Origin of the sequence: Escherichia sp. HH091_1A (assembly GCF_030295175.1) — a bacterium.
GTDB classification, from domain to species: domain Bacteria; phylum Pseudomonadota; class Gammaproteobacteria; order Enterobacterales; family Enterobacteriaceae; genus Escherichia; species Escherichia coli_F.
Genome location: NZ_AP025747.1, coordinates 4,659,399 through 4,676,816, shown reverse-complemented (window position 1 = coordinate 4,676,816; position 17,418 = coordinate 4,659,399). Strand labels below are relative to the sequence as shown.

The following is a 17,418-nucleotide window of genomic DNA, read 5'->3' as shown; positions in this document are numbered from 1 at the left end:
TTTTGCCTTTCAATCAACTCACATTAGAACAAGTCGTTCAGCATAACCCCCACACCCACACGGGTCTGGTTAAAGTTATAGTCGATGAGCGATTCGCCATAACCGCTGTAAACCTGGGTATAAAGGCGCACATGCCTGGTGATCGGGTAACTTAAGCCTAACTCCGCACCACCGTAACCGGTGTTCCAGTTGTACTGTCCTTTCGCACTCAGCACCGCATCACCCAGGTGATAGCCGATTTTAAGCTGGTAGTAACCCATATATTTGGTGATATCTGGGTTATCGTCAGTATTCCCCACCACATACCACGGCTTCACCTCTACCAGCCAGTTACCGTTTTCTGCCATCAGACGGGTATAAAGGCGGTTCCAGCTGCGGGAAGTCGGGTCTGAACGCCCGTTAGAGTCGTGGTTATAACCCATCTCCACATCGCGCAGCGTCCAGCCAGCAAAGCGGTAATCTGTGGCAAAACCAAGGAACAATTGCGGTTCGTAGTTGGTTTCACGAAACGGTGAAGACTCTTCGCTATTGGACAGTTGCCACCAGGATTTTTGCGTGTAAGAAGCTCCCAACACCGAATTTGGCCCCAATATTCCGCGCCACAGCGGAAATGCCAGGCTCAACTGGAATTTCACTTCATCCTTACGCGCGTTTTCCGCCCAGTCATAACTGGCGATCGCTTCTTTGTTCAGATCGCTGGTTTGGGTGTAGATGAGGTAGTTGGTGTCATAAGGATAGAGCGTGAAAGGATTGTCATGCTCCTGCAGCATATTCGCAATAATACTGCCACGCACCGCAGGCGCGTCATGCACCTCTTTTACCGTTGCCTCTTGCGCATACACTGCCATTGGCAACATAAACACCGGCAACAACCAGCCCTGCAGAGTCCGCATCGGTCGTGTTCTCCGTAACGAATTATTGATTAGATGAATATTTTTCTGCGGGCTATTTTACATACTTAACTCCTTTGCCGTTAGTTATCCCTTCCTAAAGTAGAAACCAACAAAAAAGAAGCATAAAATCAACATTTCATTAACTAATGAAGTGTAAGGATGATATGTCTGCCGTACTGACCGCTGAACAAGCCCTGAAATTAGTGGGTGAGATGTTTGTTTATCACATGCCATTTAACCGCGCATTGGGGATGGAACTGGAGCGTTACGAAAAAGAGTTCGCACAGCTGGCCTTTAAAAATCAGCCAATGATGGTGGGTAACTGGGCGCAAAGCATTTTGCACGGCGGGGTCATTGCGTCGGCGCTGGATGTCGCCGCCGGTCTGGTGTGCGTGGGAAGTACCTTAACCCGCCACGAAACCATCAGTGAAGATGAACTACGCCAGCGGCTATCGCGGATGGGGACCATTGATCTTCGCGTCGATTATCTGCGCCCAGGCAGGGGCGAGCGTTTTACTGCTACCAGTAGTCTGTTGCGTGCGGGCAATAAAGTCGCCGTCGCCCGCGTTGAATTACACAATGAAGAACAGCTTTATATAGCCAGTGCCACCGCCACCTATATGGTAGGTTGATAACGTAAAAGCAGGTAAACTGCTTTTACCCATAAAAAATGAGTTTTGCCAATGGACACCAAACAAACGCGGCAGGGCGTATTACTCGCTCTTGCCGCTTATTTTATTTGGGGTATTGCGCCAGCGTACTTCAAGCTGATTTACTACGTGCCCGCCGATGAGATCCTGACGCATCGCGTGATCTGGTCGTTTTTCTTTATGGTGGTGCTGATGAGCATTTGCCGCCAGTGGTCCTATTTAAAAACGCTGATTCAGACACCAAAGAAAATCTTCATGCTGGCAGTCTCTGCCGTGCTGATTGGTGGCAACTGGCTACTGTTTATCTGGGCGGTGAACAATCACCATATGCTGGAAGCGAGCCTTGGTTACTTTATTAACCCGCTGGTGAACATTGTGCTGGGGATGATTTTCCTCGGCGAGCGATTCCGCCGGATGCAATGGCTGGCGGTGATTCTGGCGATATGTGGTGTATTGGTCCAGCTCTGGACTTTTGGTTCGCTGCCAATCATCGCGCTGGGGCTGGCGTTTAGTTTTGCCTTCTACGGCCTGGTACGCAAGAAAATTGCCGTTGAAGCGCAAACCGGAATGTTAATCGAAACTATGTGGCTGCTGCCCGTCGCGGCGATTTATCTGTTTGCTATTGCCGACAGCTCAACCAGCCATATGGGGCAAAATCCGATGTCGCTGAATTTACTGCTGATCGCCGCCGGTATTGTCACTACCGTACCGCTGTTGTGTTTTACTGCGGCTGCGACACGCCTGCGTCTCTCAACGTTAGGCTTTTTTCAGTACATTGGCCCGACGCTGATGTTCCTGCTGGCTGTGACGTTTTATGGTGAAAAACCGGGTGCCGATAAGATGGTGACCTTCGCCTTTATTTGGGTGGCGCTGGCAATTTTTGTGATGGATGCGATTTATACGCAGCGTAGAACGTCCAAATAAAAAATAAATATATTCTGAAAAAATATGCCGACTCTTGCATGAGAGTGGGCATATTGCCATGCTGACAGGAGACTCACATAAGGAAAGGCAGAATTTCCAGACGTCGTTGTATATTTTCATTTGCTTTAATAAATTTCATTTTTGGTAAATTCAGCATTATGTTATTAGCGATGAGCAAGACCAATCATTAACCAAGTTCTCTTCAGAATGTAATGAAAAATGTGAAGTGCATTTCTTTTTTAAAATTTTTTTACCCTATTATTTCTTATCAAATTAACATTGCCCTTAATTATAAGAAAGGAGAATATAAATGAACAACATATTAGGCTCATCAATTAATATGCCCTGTACACTTTTCGAAACTATTACTTTATTCGATGATTTTTCTGCTGATGATATGCAGTATGGGGATATGGAAGAACAAGATTTTCTCTCACTCGGCTTAAGCGACATCTCTGCAAAAGTTGATCCTTACCGCCTCATTAAATACCATTTTCCTGGGCCGAATTCTACTTATGGTGCTTTTAGTGTTCCAACTTCTGGAACAAAAATATCACAAAGTGAATGTATTGATATTTTATTTGCAGAAATGAAAGATCTGGCAAAAATGTTTTCCTTTTTTGGACAATACAAAACACTCACCCAGGATCTGATTGATCATTTTAGATATGGAAATGGCAACAGTTTCCATAGCCAGGAATTGAACTTATCTTTTCATGAACGAATAAACAAATATGATTATAATAGCCCAATACGTGTAATCAAAGAATGTATCGAAAATGATATTTCTTCAACACCTACGATAGGATACCGGCCTCTTCTCCTACAAAAGATTAAGACCGAATTACTTTCATCAAGACTAAATAAATTCAATGATTTTAAAGATAATTTTAATGGCCTGGGAATCAGCATTCATGATATCTCAGCTCAAAAAATATCTCTTTTAAATTTTCAAAAATATCCTATGGGCTGGAGCGCTACCATTCATTTCATAGCACAAGACCACTTTGGTTTGGATGTGACTGATATAAAAAACAAGATTTACAACAAGTATAGATTTTTTCGCATATGGTTCTTTTTACAACGGCATAAAGACTTTGCTTTCAAACCTTTTTTTACCAATTTTAACACTATCGAAAGAATCGAAAATTATCTATGAAAAGCAAACTCCAGAAAATTATATTATATTATTTCTTATATGCTGCATCTATAATTTATGGACATTGCGTCCTGTACAGATTTTGTATACATACTCTGATGCTGGCAATTCAGTCTTTCTGGTCGTTGATCATCTGCCATGGACTGATAGCGATAAAATAAATTGGTATCTGAAGCATCAGGATGAAATTAAAAGTCAAAATCCCCTACCAGAAGGCAGTTGGCATACCTGGTATGTTATTGATATCGGTAATGGCTTCACTGACTATAAAAAATATATCGAAGGGCCGTATGAAGATCTCTACTGTTTCCCGACGATTAAGAGCAATGATAATTGCATCGTAAAAAACTATTTAATGGTTATTAATGAATATCCTTACCGTAATACTCATTTTTTTATTGCTGATAACAATGAGTATCAACTAACCCAGGAAAATAAGATAGAGCGAGTGTTCAACCCGCATGACTTTGAAAAAGACAATTTTCAGCAATAAGCCGGATAAAGAACAATCTTTACCCGGCATTTATATTACAACCAGTTCTTCCGCTTAAAGTAAAGATACGGTGCCAGGCCCGCGAGGATCATAAAGATAATCGCGCCTGGGTAGCCGAAGCTCCACTTCAGTTCCGGCATAAACTCAAAGTTCATCCCGTAGCTGGAAGCGACCAGCGTCGGTGGCAGGAACACCACGGATACCACCGAGAAGATTTTAATGATGCGGTTCTGCTCGATATTGATAAAGCCCATCGCCGCCTGCATCAGGAAGTTCACCTTCTGGAACAGGGATTCGTTATGCGGCAGCAGGGATTCGATATCTCGCAGGATTTCACGCGCCTGCTCCAGTTGCCCACCCGGTAAGCGTGCTTTACGTACCAGGAAGTTGAGCGCGCGCTGGGTATCCATCAGACACAGGCGAACTTTCCAGCCGATATCTTCCAGTTCCGCCAGCGTGGAGAGCGCCTCGTCGTACTCATCGCCCTGATGCCCTTCCATAATCACCCGGCTCAACTGCTCCAGGTCGCTGTAGATATTTTCAATTTCATCTGCCAGCTGTTCGATTTTGGTTTCGAACAGATCCAACAGCAGCTCGTAGGCGTTACCGTCCACCATTGACTGGCTACGGGCGCGCATACGATACAGACGGAATGCAGGCAGTTCACGCTCACGCAGAGTAAACAGACGACCATCACGGATGGTAAATGCCACAGTGGAGTTACCGGCGTGATCTTCCGCATCTTCAAAGAAGAAGAAGGAGTGAATATGCAGGCCGTCATCGTCTTCAAAGAAACGCGCCGATGCTTCGATGTCTTCCAGTTCCGGGCGTGTTGCCAGGCTCTGGCCAAGTTCAGATTGTACGCGCAGTCGCTCGTCGTCGTCCGGTTCGACAAGATCAATCCATACTGCATTTACAAGGGGTTGTGACTCTTCGACTTCCAGCCGGGTCAGTCGGTTATTTTCCAGTTGAAATGCGCTCAGCATGACCGGGACTCCCAATGCTTAAAATATCGGACAGTTCGGTGGGCACACAGAAACAAATTGGGTTTCAGACCATTAAACAGCCTGACTCAGCGCGACGGGAAAAATTGAGGTCGCTGACAACCGCTAAGGCTATCAGCAAAAAGGGATAGCCTTAGGAGTTGATCCTGGATGACAGGATAATGAGCCAGTATCTACTGGGTGTGTCCAAGGCGAATGTCCTCTTAGAGTGATCGTGCGCGCATGTTACGCCAGCAAAATTTTGCCGTCAACACGCAACAGAACACCACAGAACAATAGTTGAACTTCGCGCTTTTTGGTACTCGTCAAGGTCGCTAACAGGATAAAAAAATCCCACATCCAGGACCTATAATGGCGCATCGGCTACTCATTGGTAAAGGAATGATCACCTTGAATCTCAAACGGATTTTTCTCGCCCTCACCTTACTTCCCTTGTTTGCTGTTGCCGCTGATGATTGCGCACTATCAGATCCGACACTGACCATACAGGCGTATACCGTTAATCCTCAAACAGAGCGGGTGAAAATGTACTGGCAAAAAGCCAATGGCGAAGCGTGGGAAACGTTACATGCGCTGCTGACGGATATTAATAGTCAGGGTCAGGTGCAAATGGCGATGAACGGCAGCATCTATGATGAAAGCTATGCGCCGCTCGGTTTGTACATCGAAAACGGTCAGCAGAAGGTGGCGTTAAATCTCGCTTCAGGTGAAGGGAATTTCTTTATCCGTCCTGGCGGTGTGTTTTATGTCGCGGGAGATAAAGTCGGCATCGTTCGTCTGGATGCCTTTAAAACCAGTAAAGAGATTCAGTTCGCGGTGCAGTCAGGGCCAATGTTGATGGAAAACGGCGTCATTAATCCGCGTATTCATCCCAACGTCGCCTCACGCAAAATTCGTAACGGTGTTGGGATTAATAAACAAGGGAACGCCGTGTTTTTGTTGAGCCAGCAGGTGACAAATTTTTATGATTTTGCCTGTTATGCCAAAACGAAACTGAACGTTGAGCAACTGCTTTATCTTGATGGCACGATTTCACATATGTATGTGAAAGGCGGGGCAATCCCGTGGCAACGCTATCCTTTTGTTACCATGATTTCCGTCGAGCAGAAAAGTTAAAACAACCGTTTTGTGTCACTGAATATGGTGCAGATGCCGGATGCGGCGCAAACGCCTTACCCGGCCTACATGACATTGCAATTTATTGAATCTACATGATTTTGTAGGCCGGATAAGGTGCGCAGCACCGCATCCGGCAACGTTATACCGTCTCCAGCCGGGCGTAAGCCGCCACCAGCCATTTAATACCCTGGCCCTGGAATGCCACCTGCAAACGGCTATGCTCACCGCTGCCTTCCATATTGACGATGGTGCCTTCACCAAACTTGGCGTGGCGTACGCGCTGGCCGAGCTTGTAGCCGCTGTCGTTCTCGACCATCGGCGTACCCATCCGTTGATGGCTGACCGGGCGGCTTACCGTAGCGCGTAAACGCACCTCTTCCACACACTCTTCCGGCAGCTCACCAATAAAGCGCGACGGGCGATGGTAAACCTCTTTGCCATACAGACGGCGGGTTTCCGCGTAGGTCAGTGTCAGTTTCTGCATCGCGCGGGTTACGCCAACGTAGGCCAGACGGCGTTCTTCTTCCAGACGCCCGCCTTCATCCAGCGACATCTGGCTTGGGAACATGCCCTCTTCCATACCAACAATAAACACCTGCGGGAATTCCAGACCTTTCGCCGAGTGTAGCGTCATCAGCTGTACCGCATCCTGCCAGGTATCCGCCTGCCCTTCACCTGCTTCCAGTGCCGCATGGGAGAGGAACGCCTGCAGCGGCATTAAATCTTCGTCTTCTTCGTTGTAGCTGAACTGGCGCGTTGCCGTCACCAGTTCCTCTAAGTTTTCGATACGCGTCTGGCCTTTTTCGCCCTTCTCCTGCTCGTACATGGTGCGCAGGCCGGAGTCTTTAATGACCCGGTCAGTCTGTACATGCAGCGGCATATCGGCAGTTTCTTGCGCTAAGGCGTCGATCAGTTCCATAAACCGTTGCAAAGCGCTGGCAGCACGCCCGGCGAGCGCTTTTTCCTGCAATAATTCGCGGCACGCCTGCCAGAGTGTTAACTGGCGATCGCGCGATGTCTGACGTACCACGTCCAGCGTCCGGTCACCAATACCCCGCGTTGGCGTATTCACCACGCGCTCAAAGGCCGCGTCGTCGTTACGGTTGGCAATCAGGCGCAGATACGAGAGCGCATCTTTGATTTCCTGGCGTTCGAAGAAGCGCATCCCGCCATAAATACGGTACGGCATACTGGCTTGTAATAACGCCTCTTCCAGCACGCGCGACTGGGCGTTGCTGCGATAGAGAATGGCGCACTCGGCGAGCGCCCCGCCGTTGTCCTGCCAGGTCTTGATGCGGTTAACCACAAAACGCGCTTCGTCGAGTTCGTTAAAAGCGCAATAGAGGGAAATCGGCTCACCGTCCGCGCCATCGGTCCACAACTTTTTACCCAAACGCCCGTTGTTGTTTTCAATCAGGGCGTTCGCCGCGCTCAGGATATTGCTGGTAGAGCGGTAGTTTTGCTCCAGACGGATAGTTTCGGCACCGGGGAAATCATTGAGGAAACGCTGAATATTCTCTACCTGCGCCCCACGCCAGCCGTAGATTGACTGGTCGTCATCGCCAACAATCATCACTTTGCCAGTATCGCCCGCCAGCAGGCGGATCCACGCGTACTGAATGTTGTTGGTATCCTGGAATTCGTCCACCAGGATATTGGTAAAACGTTCGCGGTAGTGTTGCAGGATATGCGGCTTGTTAAGCCACAGTTCGTGGGCGCGTAGCAGTAGTTCAGCGAAGTCCACCAGGCCCGCGCGGTCACACGCTTCCTGATACGCCTGGTACACCTTCTGCCAGGTCTGCTCCACCGGATTACCGTAGCTTTGAATATGATGCGGACGCAGCCCTTCATCTTTCTGGCTGTTGATGTACCACATTGCCTGGCGCGGCGGCCACTGCTTCTCGTCGAGGTTCATGGCTTTGATCAGACGCTTAAGCAGGCGCAGCTGGTCTTCGCTGTCGAGGATCTGGAAATCCTGCGGCAGGTTGGCGTCCATATGGTGCGCACGCAGCAGACGGTGTGCCAGCCCGTGGAAAGTGCCGACCCACATACCGCCCTGGCTGGTACCCATCAGTTGCCCGATACGATGGCGCATTTCCGCCGCCGCTTTGTTGGTAAATGTCACCGCCATAATCGAGTACGGCGAGCAGTTTTCCACGCTCATCAGCCAGGCGATACGATGCACCAGTACGCGCGTCTTACCACTGCCCGCGCCCGCCAGCACCAAAAGGTTGCTGCGTGGCGCGGCCACCGCTTCGCGCTGTTTGTCATTAAGGCTGTCGAGCAGGTAAGAAACGTCCATTGGCACCGCCGCGTAAAAATAGGTTGGGCGGAGAAGCGCAACGCCCTCCGCCAAAAAGCTGGGTATATATACAGATTTGCTGATTATATCAGCGAGGTCAGAGATGCCAACCGGGAAATTTCCAGATGCGGGAGTAAACGGCTGTCCCAGGTTTGCATCAGATCGCCATTTTCCGGTCTGATCCAACAGGCCTGCATTCCGCTGCGAATTGCCCCACCCACGTCAGTGGTGAGATCGTCCCCGACATGTAAGATCTCGCCGATCGGCACGTTGAGTTTTTCCGCCGCCAGGAAGTACATATCGCTGAACGGTTTTGAGCGCCCGTGCGGGCCAGCACGCAGCACAAACTCAAAATAATCCCCCAAACCAAACAGCTCCGGCTGGGCGTTACCGTTGGTGATCGCCACCAGCGGCCATTTCTTCGCCAGCTGTTTTAAGGTGTCGTGCGTTTGCTGCGGAACGTCGATCCGGCTACGCCATTTGGCAAAGTTGATCATTGCCGCGTGTGCGCCTGCACTGGCTTCTTCTGCGCTCAGCCCGGCGTCAAGCATCGCTTGTTCTATTGAGCGAAAACGCCAGCGCGTCACATCATGATAAATCTCGGGTTCCGCTTCCCGTACCGCCTGACGCAGACGTTGCAGATCTTCATTCTGGAAGCTGCGCAGCGCCGGATGGTAATTTTGCACAAAGGTAAGCGCCTCCTGCTCAGTGCGCAAAATCACCGGACGGTTATCGTAAAGGGTATCATCCAGGTCAAAGGTGAGCGCCGAGATGCGCCCCAAAGGCCGGTAAAAACGCATTATTTCCCCCGTTTGGCGCGTGGATGCGCCGCATCGTACACCGAGGCAAGGTGTTGAAAATCAAGATGAGTATAGATTTGCGTGGTAGAAAGGTTGGCATGACCCAGCAGCTCCTGCACACCACGAAGATCACCGCTCGACTCCAGCATATGCGTAGCGAACGAGTGACGTAATTTATGCGGGTGAACGTGATTATTCAGCCCTTGTTTGATGCCCCATTCGGCAAAGCGTTTCTGCACATTACGCGCGGAGATACGCTTGCCCAGTTTCGACAGAAAAAGCGCGTCGTCTTCGCTACCAAACAGGTCGCGCAAATCAAGCCAGTGCTCAATCCACGCCACAGCGTTGCGACCAATCGGCAGGCGGCGCTCTTTGCTGCCTTTCCCCATCACCCACACTTCACCGGACTCCAGGTCGAGGTGTTTGATATCGAGCCCCACCAGTTCGGAAAGACGCAGACCCGCGCCGTACATCACTTCCAGCATTGCCCGATCGCGCACGGCGAGGGGATCGTTGATATCAATATCCAGCAGCCGATTTATATCATCGACGTCGATATTTTTCGGCAGATGACGCGGCGCTTTCGGTGCCGAAACACCTTTCGCCGGGTTGGCTTTAAGTTCGTTCTGGCTGACCAACCAGTCAAAAAAGCTACGTAGCGCAGAGAGGCGTAATGCGAGGCTTGCCGCGCCAAGCCCTTTACGGCGACTGCGTACAGCGAAATTGCGCACCATCGCCGCATCACATTGCTGCCAGCTTTGCAGGCCGTTTTCGCTGGCAAAATTGATGATCGCCTCAAGTTGGCGCTGGTAGTTAAGCAGGGTTATCGGGCTAAGCTGGCGCTCCACGCTCAGATAACGTAGGTAGCGTTCTACATCGGTGTGTAAATCGGTCATACGCGTTCAATCCAACGCTCCAGAAGCTCCGGCAACATCAGCGCAATTTCATGAAGTAACTGCGTTCCCTGCCCTTGTTGATAGTGACTGGCATCGCGGCTGGTGAACAGCACGACACCCAAATCAGCATCGCTTCCCAGCATCGACATCGCCACCGATCCCACCGCTTTCGCTTCCGGTAGCACCACCAGCAGCTCCGGTCCGTTAAGCGGCCCAAGATAGTGCTGTTCCTGCCCCAGACGCTGAATACGCAGCGGTTCGAAAGACTGACGGCTTAATGCGAGATGAGTGTAGTTTGACGGCGCACCTAAGCGCCAGCGATCCGGAAACAGGCGCAGACTCGCACCTGCCAGGCCGAGATCGCGCGCCCAGCGGTGAAAACGCATCAGCATATCGTCGAGACTGCTGGCGGCGGTGAGACTACGCTGCAGGTAAAGTAAGCGATAGAACAAGCCTTCGTTGGCGATAGCCTGTTCCATCAACAGCGCCATGTTCTCTTCCAGAACATGAATATGATGACGTGCGCGGGCCATGTGCCACTCGACCAACGAAACGGTGCCGCGTACCGGATGCGGCACACGTATCGCTTCTACTGCGCGCGCATTGCGGATAAAAAACTCAGGATTTTTAATCAGATAATCGACAACCGCCCGGTCATCTAGCTCCGTGAGTGTTTCCTGCAGTTCTTCCCCTGGTTGCTTCATAGATGAATAAATCCGTCGTAGACATGTACCGCCGGCCCCGTCATATATAAGGGGTGACCCGGACCTTTCCAGGCGATATCAAGACGACCGCCGGGGAGTTCCACGCGTACTTCTTCGGCCAGCAAACCTTGCTGAATCCCTACCGCCACCGCCGCACACGCGCCGCTGCCGCAGGCCTGGGTTTCTCCTGCCCCACGCTCATAAACGCGTAAACGAATATGTTCGCGTTTAACCACTTGCATAAAACCGATATTGGCGCGCTCCGGAAAACGTTCGTGGCTTTCCAGAACAGGACCAAGCGTTTCTACCGCCGCAGTATCGACATCATCAACCTGAATCACGCAGTGCGGATTTCCCATCGACACCACGCCGCATAAGATTGTCTGCTCGGCGGCGCGCATAATATAGGTCTTTTCCGCTTTGTTAGCGCGAAATGGCACGGCAGAAGGTTCGAAGTTGGGTTCGCCCATATTGACGCGCACCAGATCGTCATCGGTGACGGTCAGAACCATCCGCCCGTTGGCAGTGCTGACGCGGATATCGCGCTTATTGGTCAGCCCTTTCAGACGCACAAAACGGGCAAAGCAGCGTGCGCCGTTGCCGCACTGCGCCACTTCACTGCCATCAGCATTGAAAATGCGATAGTGAAAATCCAGTTCCGGATCATACGGTGGCTCAACCACCAGCAGTTGGTCAAACCCTATCCCCAGGTGCCGATCCGCCAGGCGACGAATCAGTTCTGGTGAAAAAAAGACATTCTGCGTTACCGCGTCGACGACCATAAAATCGTTGCCAAGGCCATGCATTTTCGAGAACTGCATCATTTACTCCAATCACGCGGGTACAGAAACTGACTTTTAGTAATTCACCTGGGATGGACCATCGCCAGTGGCGCGATCGTTTTTATCCGGCACCGTGGATTGCGTTTGCGTCTCTACCGGTTTGGTCGGTGGCGGTGCGTTTTTATCTGCAGGCGGGAAATAGAGCGGACCTTTCAGACCGCAGCCCGTCAGGCTGAAGAGAGTAAGTAATACAGTGAGTGCCTTAAACACGTTTTTCATTATGGATTGCCTGTAAAGTTCATCGCTTTCTGCTTTCTATCATCGCAGGAGAAGACGTAAAAGCAAGCGTTTAGCGACTCTTTATGAAGTCTGAAAAATGAGGAATTGCTGCGAGTATAACGCTTACACGTGGTGATTTATGTTTTGCTGGTAGTTTCGTGATCGGCACCTCGCGCCAGGATGGCTTTATGCACTATCGCAATGTGGTTTGTTTGTTGTCTTTTTTAGTTCCGTCAGCGTGGGGATGCTCGCTCGGTGAACCTGATCATAATATTTACCAGAAACAGGGAAAAGGCGTGGTATACCTGCGCCCTAATGAAGAGACAAATCTTTCGTTACCGGAAGTAAATTACCAGCGACTGCGTCGTTTACCTGATTTATTCATTGCTCCTGACACCCAGGACGATGGGGAAAAAGAACCGCCGTTAAACGACCTTACCACCGATTATATTGATCAGGGCGCATGGGCCTGGTATCCAAATTATGCTTACTTTAGCGATGGCCGTTTTGTCATTTATGCGGGCAAGATTGTACAAAATCCATCTGATTATCCACCGGTCGATGTAGCCTCGTTCCATTCATGGGGCGATTTTGCCGTCGATAAAAACAGCATTTATTACAAAGGCCAACGGACAGATGAAAATGGCGGCAAGCAACGCGTCGATGAAAAAACGCTGCGCAAAGTAGGATTAGGTAGCCGTTGGATGCCTGATCGGCTGGGATTGGTGCTACGTGACGCGCATTTTCTTTATATCGATGGGCACCGTTTTGATAACCCAGAGAGTTTTTCCGTGATCGCGCAAAAATCCTGGGGTCAACAAGGGAAATTCGCTTCAACGTTTTTTCCCTGCATTGCCTACCCCTTTGGCCCGTGGGATATGCTTACCCGCACACGAACAAAGTTGCTGATCAATGGAGAGCAACTGGATGCCGATCCGGACAATTTTTCTGTCGTTCGCTGGATGCCCGGCACCCTGTTTAGCTGGCGTGATAAACACGGCGAGCATCGTAAAGTCATTGATCAGGTTCGTTTGGCAAGGAATGAAGATATATCCCGGCAATGTGACAACTTTACGCTGTTAGAAAAAAAGGTGTTCTGGCGCAAGGGGCCAGATTGTGAGCAGGAAGAATTACCCAGTCTCGACCCGGAGCAGTTTCACCCGATCAGTGACATCGTGGCGCAGTATCAGGACAAGTTGTATGCAATCAGTAAGACCCCCTTCGGTGAAAATCAGTTGGAGATCATCACCCTGGATAACCCGAATCTGATCATCAATAAACGTTTTAATGCCGGAAGGCATCATGGCTATTTACTCACCCGATCAACAAATTGGGACGGACATGAGAAAGACGGTTTACAGATGTTTGAATCCGTTGGCCCACTGATACTGCTGGACTACCGTGTGCCGAATGAAGCAGATGCACACCGTGGCAATAACCCGCATTACAAAAAATGGTTTGCTCGCGACGATCGTTACGTTTATGCATTCGATGGTGCGCAGCTTTGGCGTTACCCTACGCAATATCCCAAAGCGGCACGTATCAAAGCCGCTAAAGACGACTGGCTGAACGTCAGCCTTAGCCAGTTGGACGGTGAGATAATGAAAGATGGCTCATTTACTCCCACTGGCATCAAGCACACATCCTCTTTAAAACCCGCCAAGGCATACGAAGATGGGGACAATGAATCTTCATTTATCGTAAATAAATCGGGAGTAGGCTGGCGAAAAGCGCTTTCACCCGACCTGCAATGGAGTGAGTGGCATTACCTGGAAGGCATTGATCCAAAAAAGTTTCATCTGATTACCGAACGTATTGCACAGTACAAAAACCAACTCTACGTCGTCAGGCGCTCGCATTTTGGAGAAGATCGGCTCGAAATCATAGAGTTGGAGTCATCTTTGCCCATCAAAAATAAACCGATAAATACGGGCAAGGAGCGTCATTACTTTCTGCAAAGTACCCGACAAAAACAGGATGTGCAGGTATTCACCAGCAGCGGTGCGCTGATAGCAACGGAGCGCTTTGCTTATGACGATAGCTATGTCTACACCTGGATTGACGATCAGCTTTATCGCACACCCTCCCCCTGCCCAGCGAAAACATACGTCAGAGAAAAGAATGTCCGTGAAATTCATAACAGCGACATTATTATTCCGGTGACGGAGGAATCGTGCCGGAACGCAGCAGCAGACGGGCAAACTTTGAAGCCCTGACACCATGCCGCTATACTGCCGCCATCACTTAAAAACAGGATACAACAATGAACGACAGTGAATTTCATCGCCTGGCTGATCAACTGTGGCTGACCATTGAAGAGCGTCTGGACGACTGGGATGGCGACAGCGATATCGACTGCGAAATCAACGGCGGTGTGCTGACCATTACCTTTGAAAATGGCAGCAAAATCATTATCAACCGTCAGGAACCGCTGCACCAGGTTTGGCTGGCAACCAAACAGGGCGGCTACCATTTTGATCTGAAAGGTGACGAATGGATTTGCGACCGTAGCGGTGAAACCTTCTGGGATTTGCTGGAACAGGCGGCAACGCAGCAGGCCGGTGAAACAGTCAGTTTCCGCTAAGATTGCATGCCGGATAAGCCTCGCTTTCCGGCACGCTCATCACGAAAAATACTGCTGTAATAGCGGCGTGTCGTGATCCTGATTGGCAGGCGGCATGTTACCGATAGATTTGGTGCGGAACGGAATCACCTGTTCACGACCATCAACCTTCACAATCTGATAGAACTGCGGCAGGTTGAAGTTGATGAAGCTTGAGCCGTAGGTAAAACGGTCGTGCGATGACGAGTAGAAGCGACTGACGTCACGCACCAGCTCCTCTTTGCTGCCTTCGCAGTGGTGATACACCTCAACCCGGTTGCTTTCGTCGAGAATGTAGATATTAAAGCCATTCTCGTCTTGCGTTTCTTCGAAGAAGAACTGGATGATCCCTTCGCTGGCAAAGCCGTCCACCACCGCCGGTAATTTGACGTGATTGGTTTCAACCTGCACTGACAGGCCGTGCAGTTTGTTATGCGAAATAGCGCCATAAAACTCGATGGCATTTTCCAGTTTCTGTACCGATACATTCAGCCGTTCGAAGAACAACCCCCAGGTTTGACCAGAAACGCGCAGCGCCTTGAAGCGCCCTGTTTCCTGACGGGTGCTGGACAGACGCAGTTCAATACACTCAGAAACCAGTTGCTGCACGCGAGTACGGATTAATCCGCGCAGATGCTGGCTGTAGCAGAAGACTTCCACGCTATCTGGCGGTGCGGCGTCCTGATGCATTTTGCCGAGAATAGTTTTCAGGGCTTCGATCATCGATTGCTCGCCGTTGAAGTGCAGCGTACGCACTTCGTTCCACGAGTTGCGGTACAGCAGGTCCACGCTACCTACCAGGCAATTTTGGTTTTCGCCAAAGCTGAAGACGTCCAACTTACGGAAATCAAAATGCACCACCTGATTGCGGAACGCAGCTGTCGGGTCATATTCCAGGTTAACGATAATCGCCAGATGGCGAATTTCACACGGGCTGTAGAGCGCTTTTGGCGTCGGTGCAGGCAGGCGCAGCGGGAAATGGTGCGACACATCGGCGACCATCTCCTGCAACTTAGGCAAATCGACAATGCCGTTGCCTTTAATATACAAGCGGGTGCGCGAGGTCAGCAGGCCGTTAAACCATGCCCACGCCACCAGTTTATTAAGGTAACGGTTATATTCCAGCGGCTGATGGCTGATGATCGACTCAATATTTGGCGCGCGGTTATACAGATACCAACCTGAACGGTTAGCCCGGCCCGGCGGCACATAAATAAAGGTCAGATTCGGTTCCGAGAGATCGGGCGAAATCTGCGGGTTTACCAGCGTCACTTTACCTGGCAATGCTTCAAACGCGGCGTACAGTTTACGCGTCAGCACGCCGATATCCTGCGGACTGGCAGAGACGCTAAGGTTATTGCGACGCGCAAAGCGGATCAGATTGCGGTAGCTCTGCATCATTGCATCGAGCAGTTCGTTGTGCGCCTCGCGCACCTGATCAATCTTCCAGTTAGCGCGGTTATCGAGCATTGCCAGACGAGCATCGTCCCATTCCCACTCTTTCACTAACTGGGTTAGCACTTCACGACGCCAGCCTACACAGGCGCGTTCACGGCTGAGTTTTTCGCACACTTTTAAATAGAAGCAGCGACGCACTAAATCCAGACGGGTGAAATCTTCAATCGCCGTCAGGTACTCAGTAACACGCTCCAGCATCATGCAGTACGGATCGAGACCAAACGATACAATCTCGCCGTCGTGCAAACGCTGTTTGATATCTTTCGCCAGCAGACGTGGGTTCGGGTATTCCCAGGAATAGGCTTCCAGCAGCAGTGTTTTCAGCACCGCTTTGTATGGGGAATCGATACTCTTATAGAGCTGCCAAAGGCTGGCACCAAAGTACTCTTCGGCAGAAAGTGAGCTTAAGCCGCCGAGATCCAGCCATTCATTAGGAGTAAGCACGCCCTGCGCGTAAAGCGTCATCACATAGTCGTCGTAATGCTCTTCTTCGTCACACGGCACCATATTCCACAGAATACGTTTACCGGCGAGACGCACGGCGGTACGATAAAATTCGTCAAGCAGCAGTATATGCTGGGTGGAGCCACAATCTTCGCCCCCCAGGCTGCCGCTTTCATTATGACGGAAGCGATTTTCATCAATCAGGAAGAAGCTAACTTCCACGCCCAGCGAGGCGGCCCAGCTTTCCAGCAGGCTGCATTTACGTTGTAGTAACTGGCGCTCTTCACTATCAAGCCAGGATTGATGACAGACCCAGATATCCAGGTCAGAGGAACAACTTTGCCCTATGGACGAGGTGCTGCCCATGGTGTATACACCAGTAATTGGAAGCTCACCTTTCGGCGGATCCTGTACTGACATTCCACGATACAGTTCAAGCTCGTTCAGGTAGTGGCGTTGAGTTTCATCAGGCGTGTAAAGGCAAATGCCTTTGGGAACGTTACCATCAAGGTAACCCGGCATTAGCGGATGGTGATAGTGCAACAATGTCGGCAGTAGACTGTAGACCTGTTGGAATGCAGGCCCCATAGCAGCAAGCGCGCGATCCACGCGCAATTGATTTATGGCATCCAGTCTCTGTTTCAGAGTCTCAATATAGAGGTACAAGACGTATCGCCTGATTTGCTACCCGTCATGACTGTGATTCCGCCAACATCAACGGTAACACGCGGCATTCGGGATATTTCGTATGTCAAAAGTAACCGTTACCACTTTTCGCGCCTGGTTTTTTTAGTTTCACGACGAAAAAATGGTCTAAAACGTGATCAATTTAACACCTTGCTGATTGACCGTAAAGAAAGATGCGCTACATACAAGTGTAGCACCGTTTATTCTCTGTAAATTCCTTAT

General features: G+C 50.1%; 16 protein-coding genes and 1 pseudogene. 7 read left to right on the top strand and 10 right to left on the bottom strand.

Going from position 1 to position 17,418, the window contains the following annotated elements:
• Nucleotides 1-23 precede the first annotated feature (23 nt).
• Nucleotides 24-893: a phospholipase A gene (pldA, locus tag QUF14_RS23285; RefSeq protein ID WP_001259701.1), complete on the bottom strand. Its 870-nt coding sequence runs from the start codon at nucleotides 891-893 to the stop codon at nucleotides 24-26.
• A gap of 164 nt (nucleotides 894-1,057) precedes the next feature.
• Between pldA and yigI the strand changes: the two genes are divergently transcribed.
• The 4 genes and pseudogenes from yigI (at nucleotide 1,058) to QUF14_RS23265 (ending at nucleotide 4,119) form a co-directional block, all read left to right on the top strand.
• A complete protein-coding gene (gene yigI, locus QUF14_RS23280) occupies nucleotides 1,058-1,525 on the top strand; it encodes an acyl-CoA thioesterase YigI (protein WP_001277142.1) in 468 nt (155 codons plus the stop codon).
• Between the two features lie 51 nt (nucleotides 1,526-1,576).
• Nucleotides 1,577-2,467 carry an EamA family transporter RarD gene (gene rarD, locus QUF14_RS23275; protein ID WP_000379995.1) on the top strand — a complete coding sequence of 297 codons (891 nt, stop codon included), beginning with the start codon at nucleotides 1,577-1,579 and terminating at the stop codon, nucleotides 2,465-2,467.
• 310 nt (nucleotides 2,468-2,777) lie between these two features.
• A complete protein-coding gene (locus QUF14_RS23270) occupies nucleotides 2,778-3,626 on the top strand; it encodes a YPO3983 family protein (RefSeq protein WP_001059681.1) in 849 nt (282 codons plus the stop codon).
• Nucleotides 3,623-4,119 (top strand): annotated as a pseudogene (locus QUF14_RS23265) (DUF943 family protein). The gene QUF14_RS23270 and the pseudogene QUF14_RS23265 overlap by 4 nt, the downstream one beginning before the upstream one ends.
• Before the next feature lie 35 nt (nucleotides 4,120-4,154).
• On the opposite strand, the gene corA reads toward QUF14_RS23265, so the two are convergent.
• Nucleotides 4,155-5,105 carry a magnesium/cobalt transporter CorA gene (gene corA, locus QUF14_RS23260; RefSeq protein ID WP_000947159.1) on the bottom strand — a complete coding sequence of 317 codons (951 nt, stop codon included), beginning with the start codon at nucleotides 5,103-5,105 and terminating at the stop codon, nucleotides 4,155-4,157.
• A gap of 151 nt (nucleotides 5,106-5,256) precedes the next feature.
• Nucleotides 5,257-5,313, bottom strand: a complete 57-nt coding sequence (gene ysgD / locus QUF14_RS23255) for a YsgD/CorL family protein (protein ID WP_212723238.1) — start codon at nucleotides 5,311-5,313, stop codon at nucleotides 5,257-5,259.
• Between the two features lie 161 nt (nucleotides 5,314-5,474).
• On the opposite strand from ysgD, the gene QUF14_RS23250 reads away from it, so the two are divergent.
• Nucleotides 5,475-6,239 carry a phosphodiester glycosidase family protein gene (locus QUF14_RS23250; protein ID WP_000951158.1) on the top strand — a complete coding sequence of 255 codons (765 nt, stop codon included), beginning with the start codon at nucleotides 5,475-5,477 and terminating at the stop codon, nucleotides 6,237-6,239.
• A 142-nt stretch (nucleotides 6,240-6,381) separates the two neighbouring features.
• On the opposite strand, the gene uvrD is transcribed toward QUF14_RS23250, so the two are convergent.
• The 6 genes from uvrD to lptM form a co-directional block, all read right to left on the bottom strand.
• The gene (gene uvrD / locus QUF14_RS23245) at nucleotides 6,382-8,544 is read right to left on the bottom strand and encodes a DNA helicase II (RefSeq protein ID WP_000383407.1); all 2,163 of its coding nucleotides are present in this window, start codon (nucleotides 8,542-8,544) and stop codon (nucleotides 6,382-6,384) included.
• Nucleotides 8,545-8,627: 83 nt separating this feature from the next.
• A complete protein-coding gene (yigB, locus tag QUF14_RS23240) occupies nucleotides 8,628-9,344 on the bottom strand; it encodes a 5-amino-6-(5-phospho-D-ribitylamino)uracil phosphatase YigB (protein WP_001213567.1) in 717 nt (238 codons plus the stop codon).
• A complete protein-coding gene (gene xerC / locus QUF14_RS23235; RefSeq protein ID WP_000130685.1) occupies nucleotides 9,344-10,240 on the bottom strand; it encodes a tyrosine recombinase XerC in 897 nt (298 codons plus the stop codon). The genes yigB and xerC overlap by 1 nt, the downstream gene beginning before the upstream one ends.
• The gene (locus QUF14_RS23230) at nucleotides 10,237-10,944 is read right to left on the bottom strand and encodes a DUF484 domain-containing protein (protein WP_000812786.1); all 708 of its coding nucleotides are present in this window, start codon (nucleotides 10,942-10,944) and stop codon (nucleotides 10,237-10,239) included. Before QUF14_RS23230 ends, xerC begins: the two co-directional genes overlap by 4 nt.
• Nucleotides 10,941-11,765 (bottom strand): diaminopimelate epimerase, encoded by an 825-nt coding sequence (gene dapF, locus QUF14_RS23225; protein ID WP_001160648.1) that lies wholly within the window; start codon nucleotides 11,763-11,765, stop codon nucleotides 10,941-10,943. The genes QUF14_RS23230 and dapF overlap by 4 nt, the downstream gene beginning before the upstream one ends.
• A gap of 36 nt (nucleotides 11,766-11,801) precedes the next feature.
• Nucleotides 11,802-12,005 (bottom strand): LPS translocon maturation chaperone LptM, encoded by a 204-nt coding sequence (gene lptM, locus QUF14_RS23220; protein WP_000799889.1) that lies wholly within the window; start codon nucleotides 12,003-12,005, stop codon nucleotides 11,802-11,804.
• A gap of 188 nt (nucleotides 12,006-12,193) precedes the next feature.
• Here lptM and QUF14_RS23215 point away from each other — a divergent pair, with 188 nt between their 5' ends.
• Both QUF14_RS23215 and cyaY read left to right on the top strand, forming a co-directional pair.
• Nucleotides 12,194-14,221: a hypothetical protein gene (locus QUF14_RS23215; RefSeq protein ID WP_024211977.1), complete on the top strand. Its 2,028-nt coding sequence runs from the start codon at nucleotides 12,194-12,196 to the stop codon at nucleotides 14,219-14,221.
• 47 nt (nucleotides 14,222-14,268) lie between these two features.
• Nucleotides 14,269-14,589 carry an iron donor protein CyaY gene (cyaY, locus tag QUF14_RS23210; RefSeq protein ID WP_000999947.1) on the top strand — a complete coding sequence of 107 codons (321 nt, stop codon included), beginning with the start codon at nucleotides 14,269-14,271 and terminating at the stop codon, nucleotides 14,587-14,589.
• A 39-nt stretch (nucleotides 14,590-14,628) separates the two neighbouring features.
• Here the strand turns inward: cyaY and cyaA are convergent, their stop codons facing one another.
• The gene (gene cyaA, locus QUF14_RS23205) at nucleotides 14,629-17,175 is read right to left on the bottom strand and encodes a class I adenylate cyclase (protein WP_100733797.1); all 2,547 of its coding nucleotides are present in this window, start codon (nucleotides 17,173-17,175) and stop codon (nucleotides 14,629-14,631) included.
• Nucleotides 17,176-17,418 lie beyond the last annotated feature (243 nt).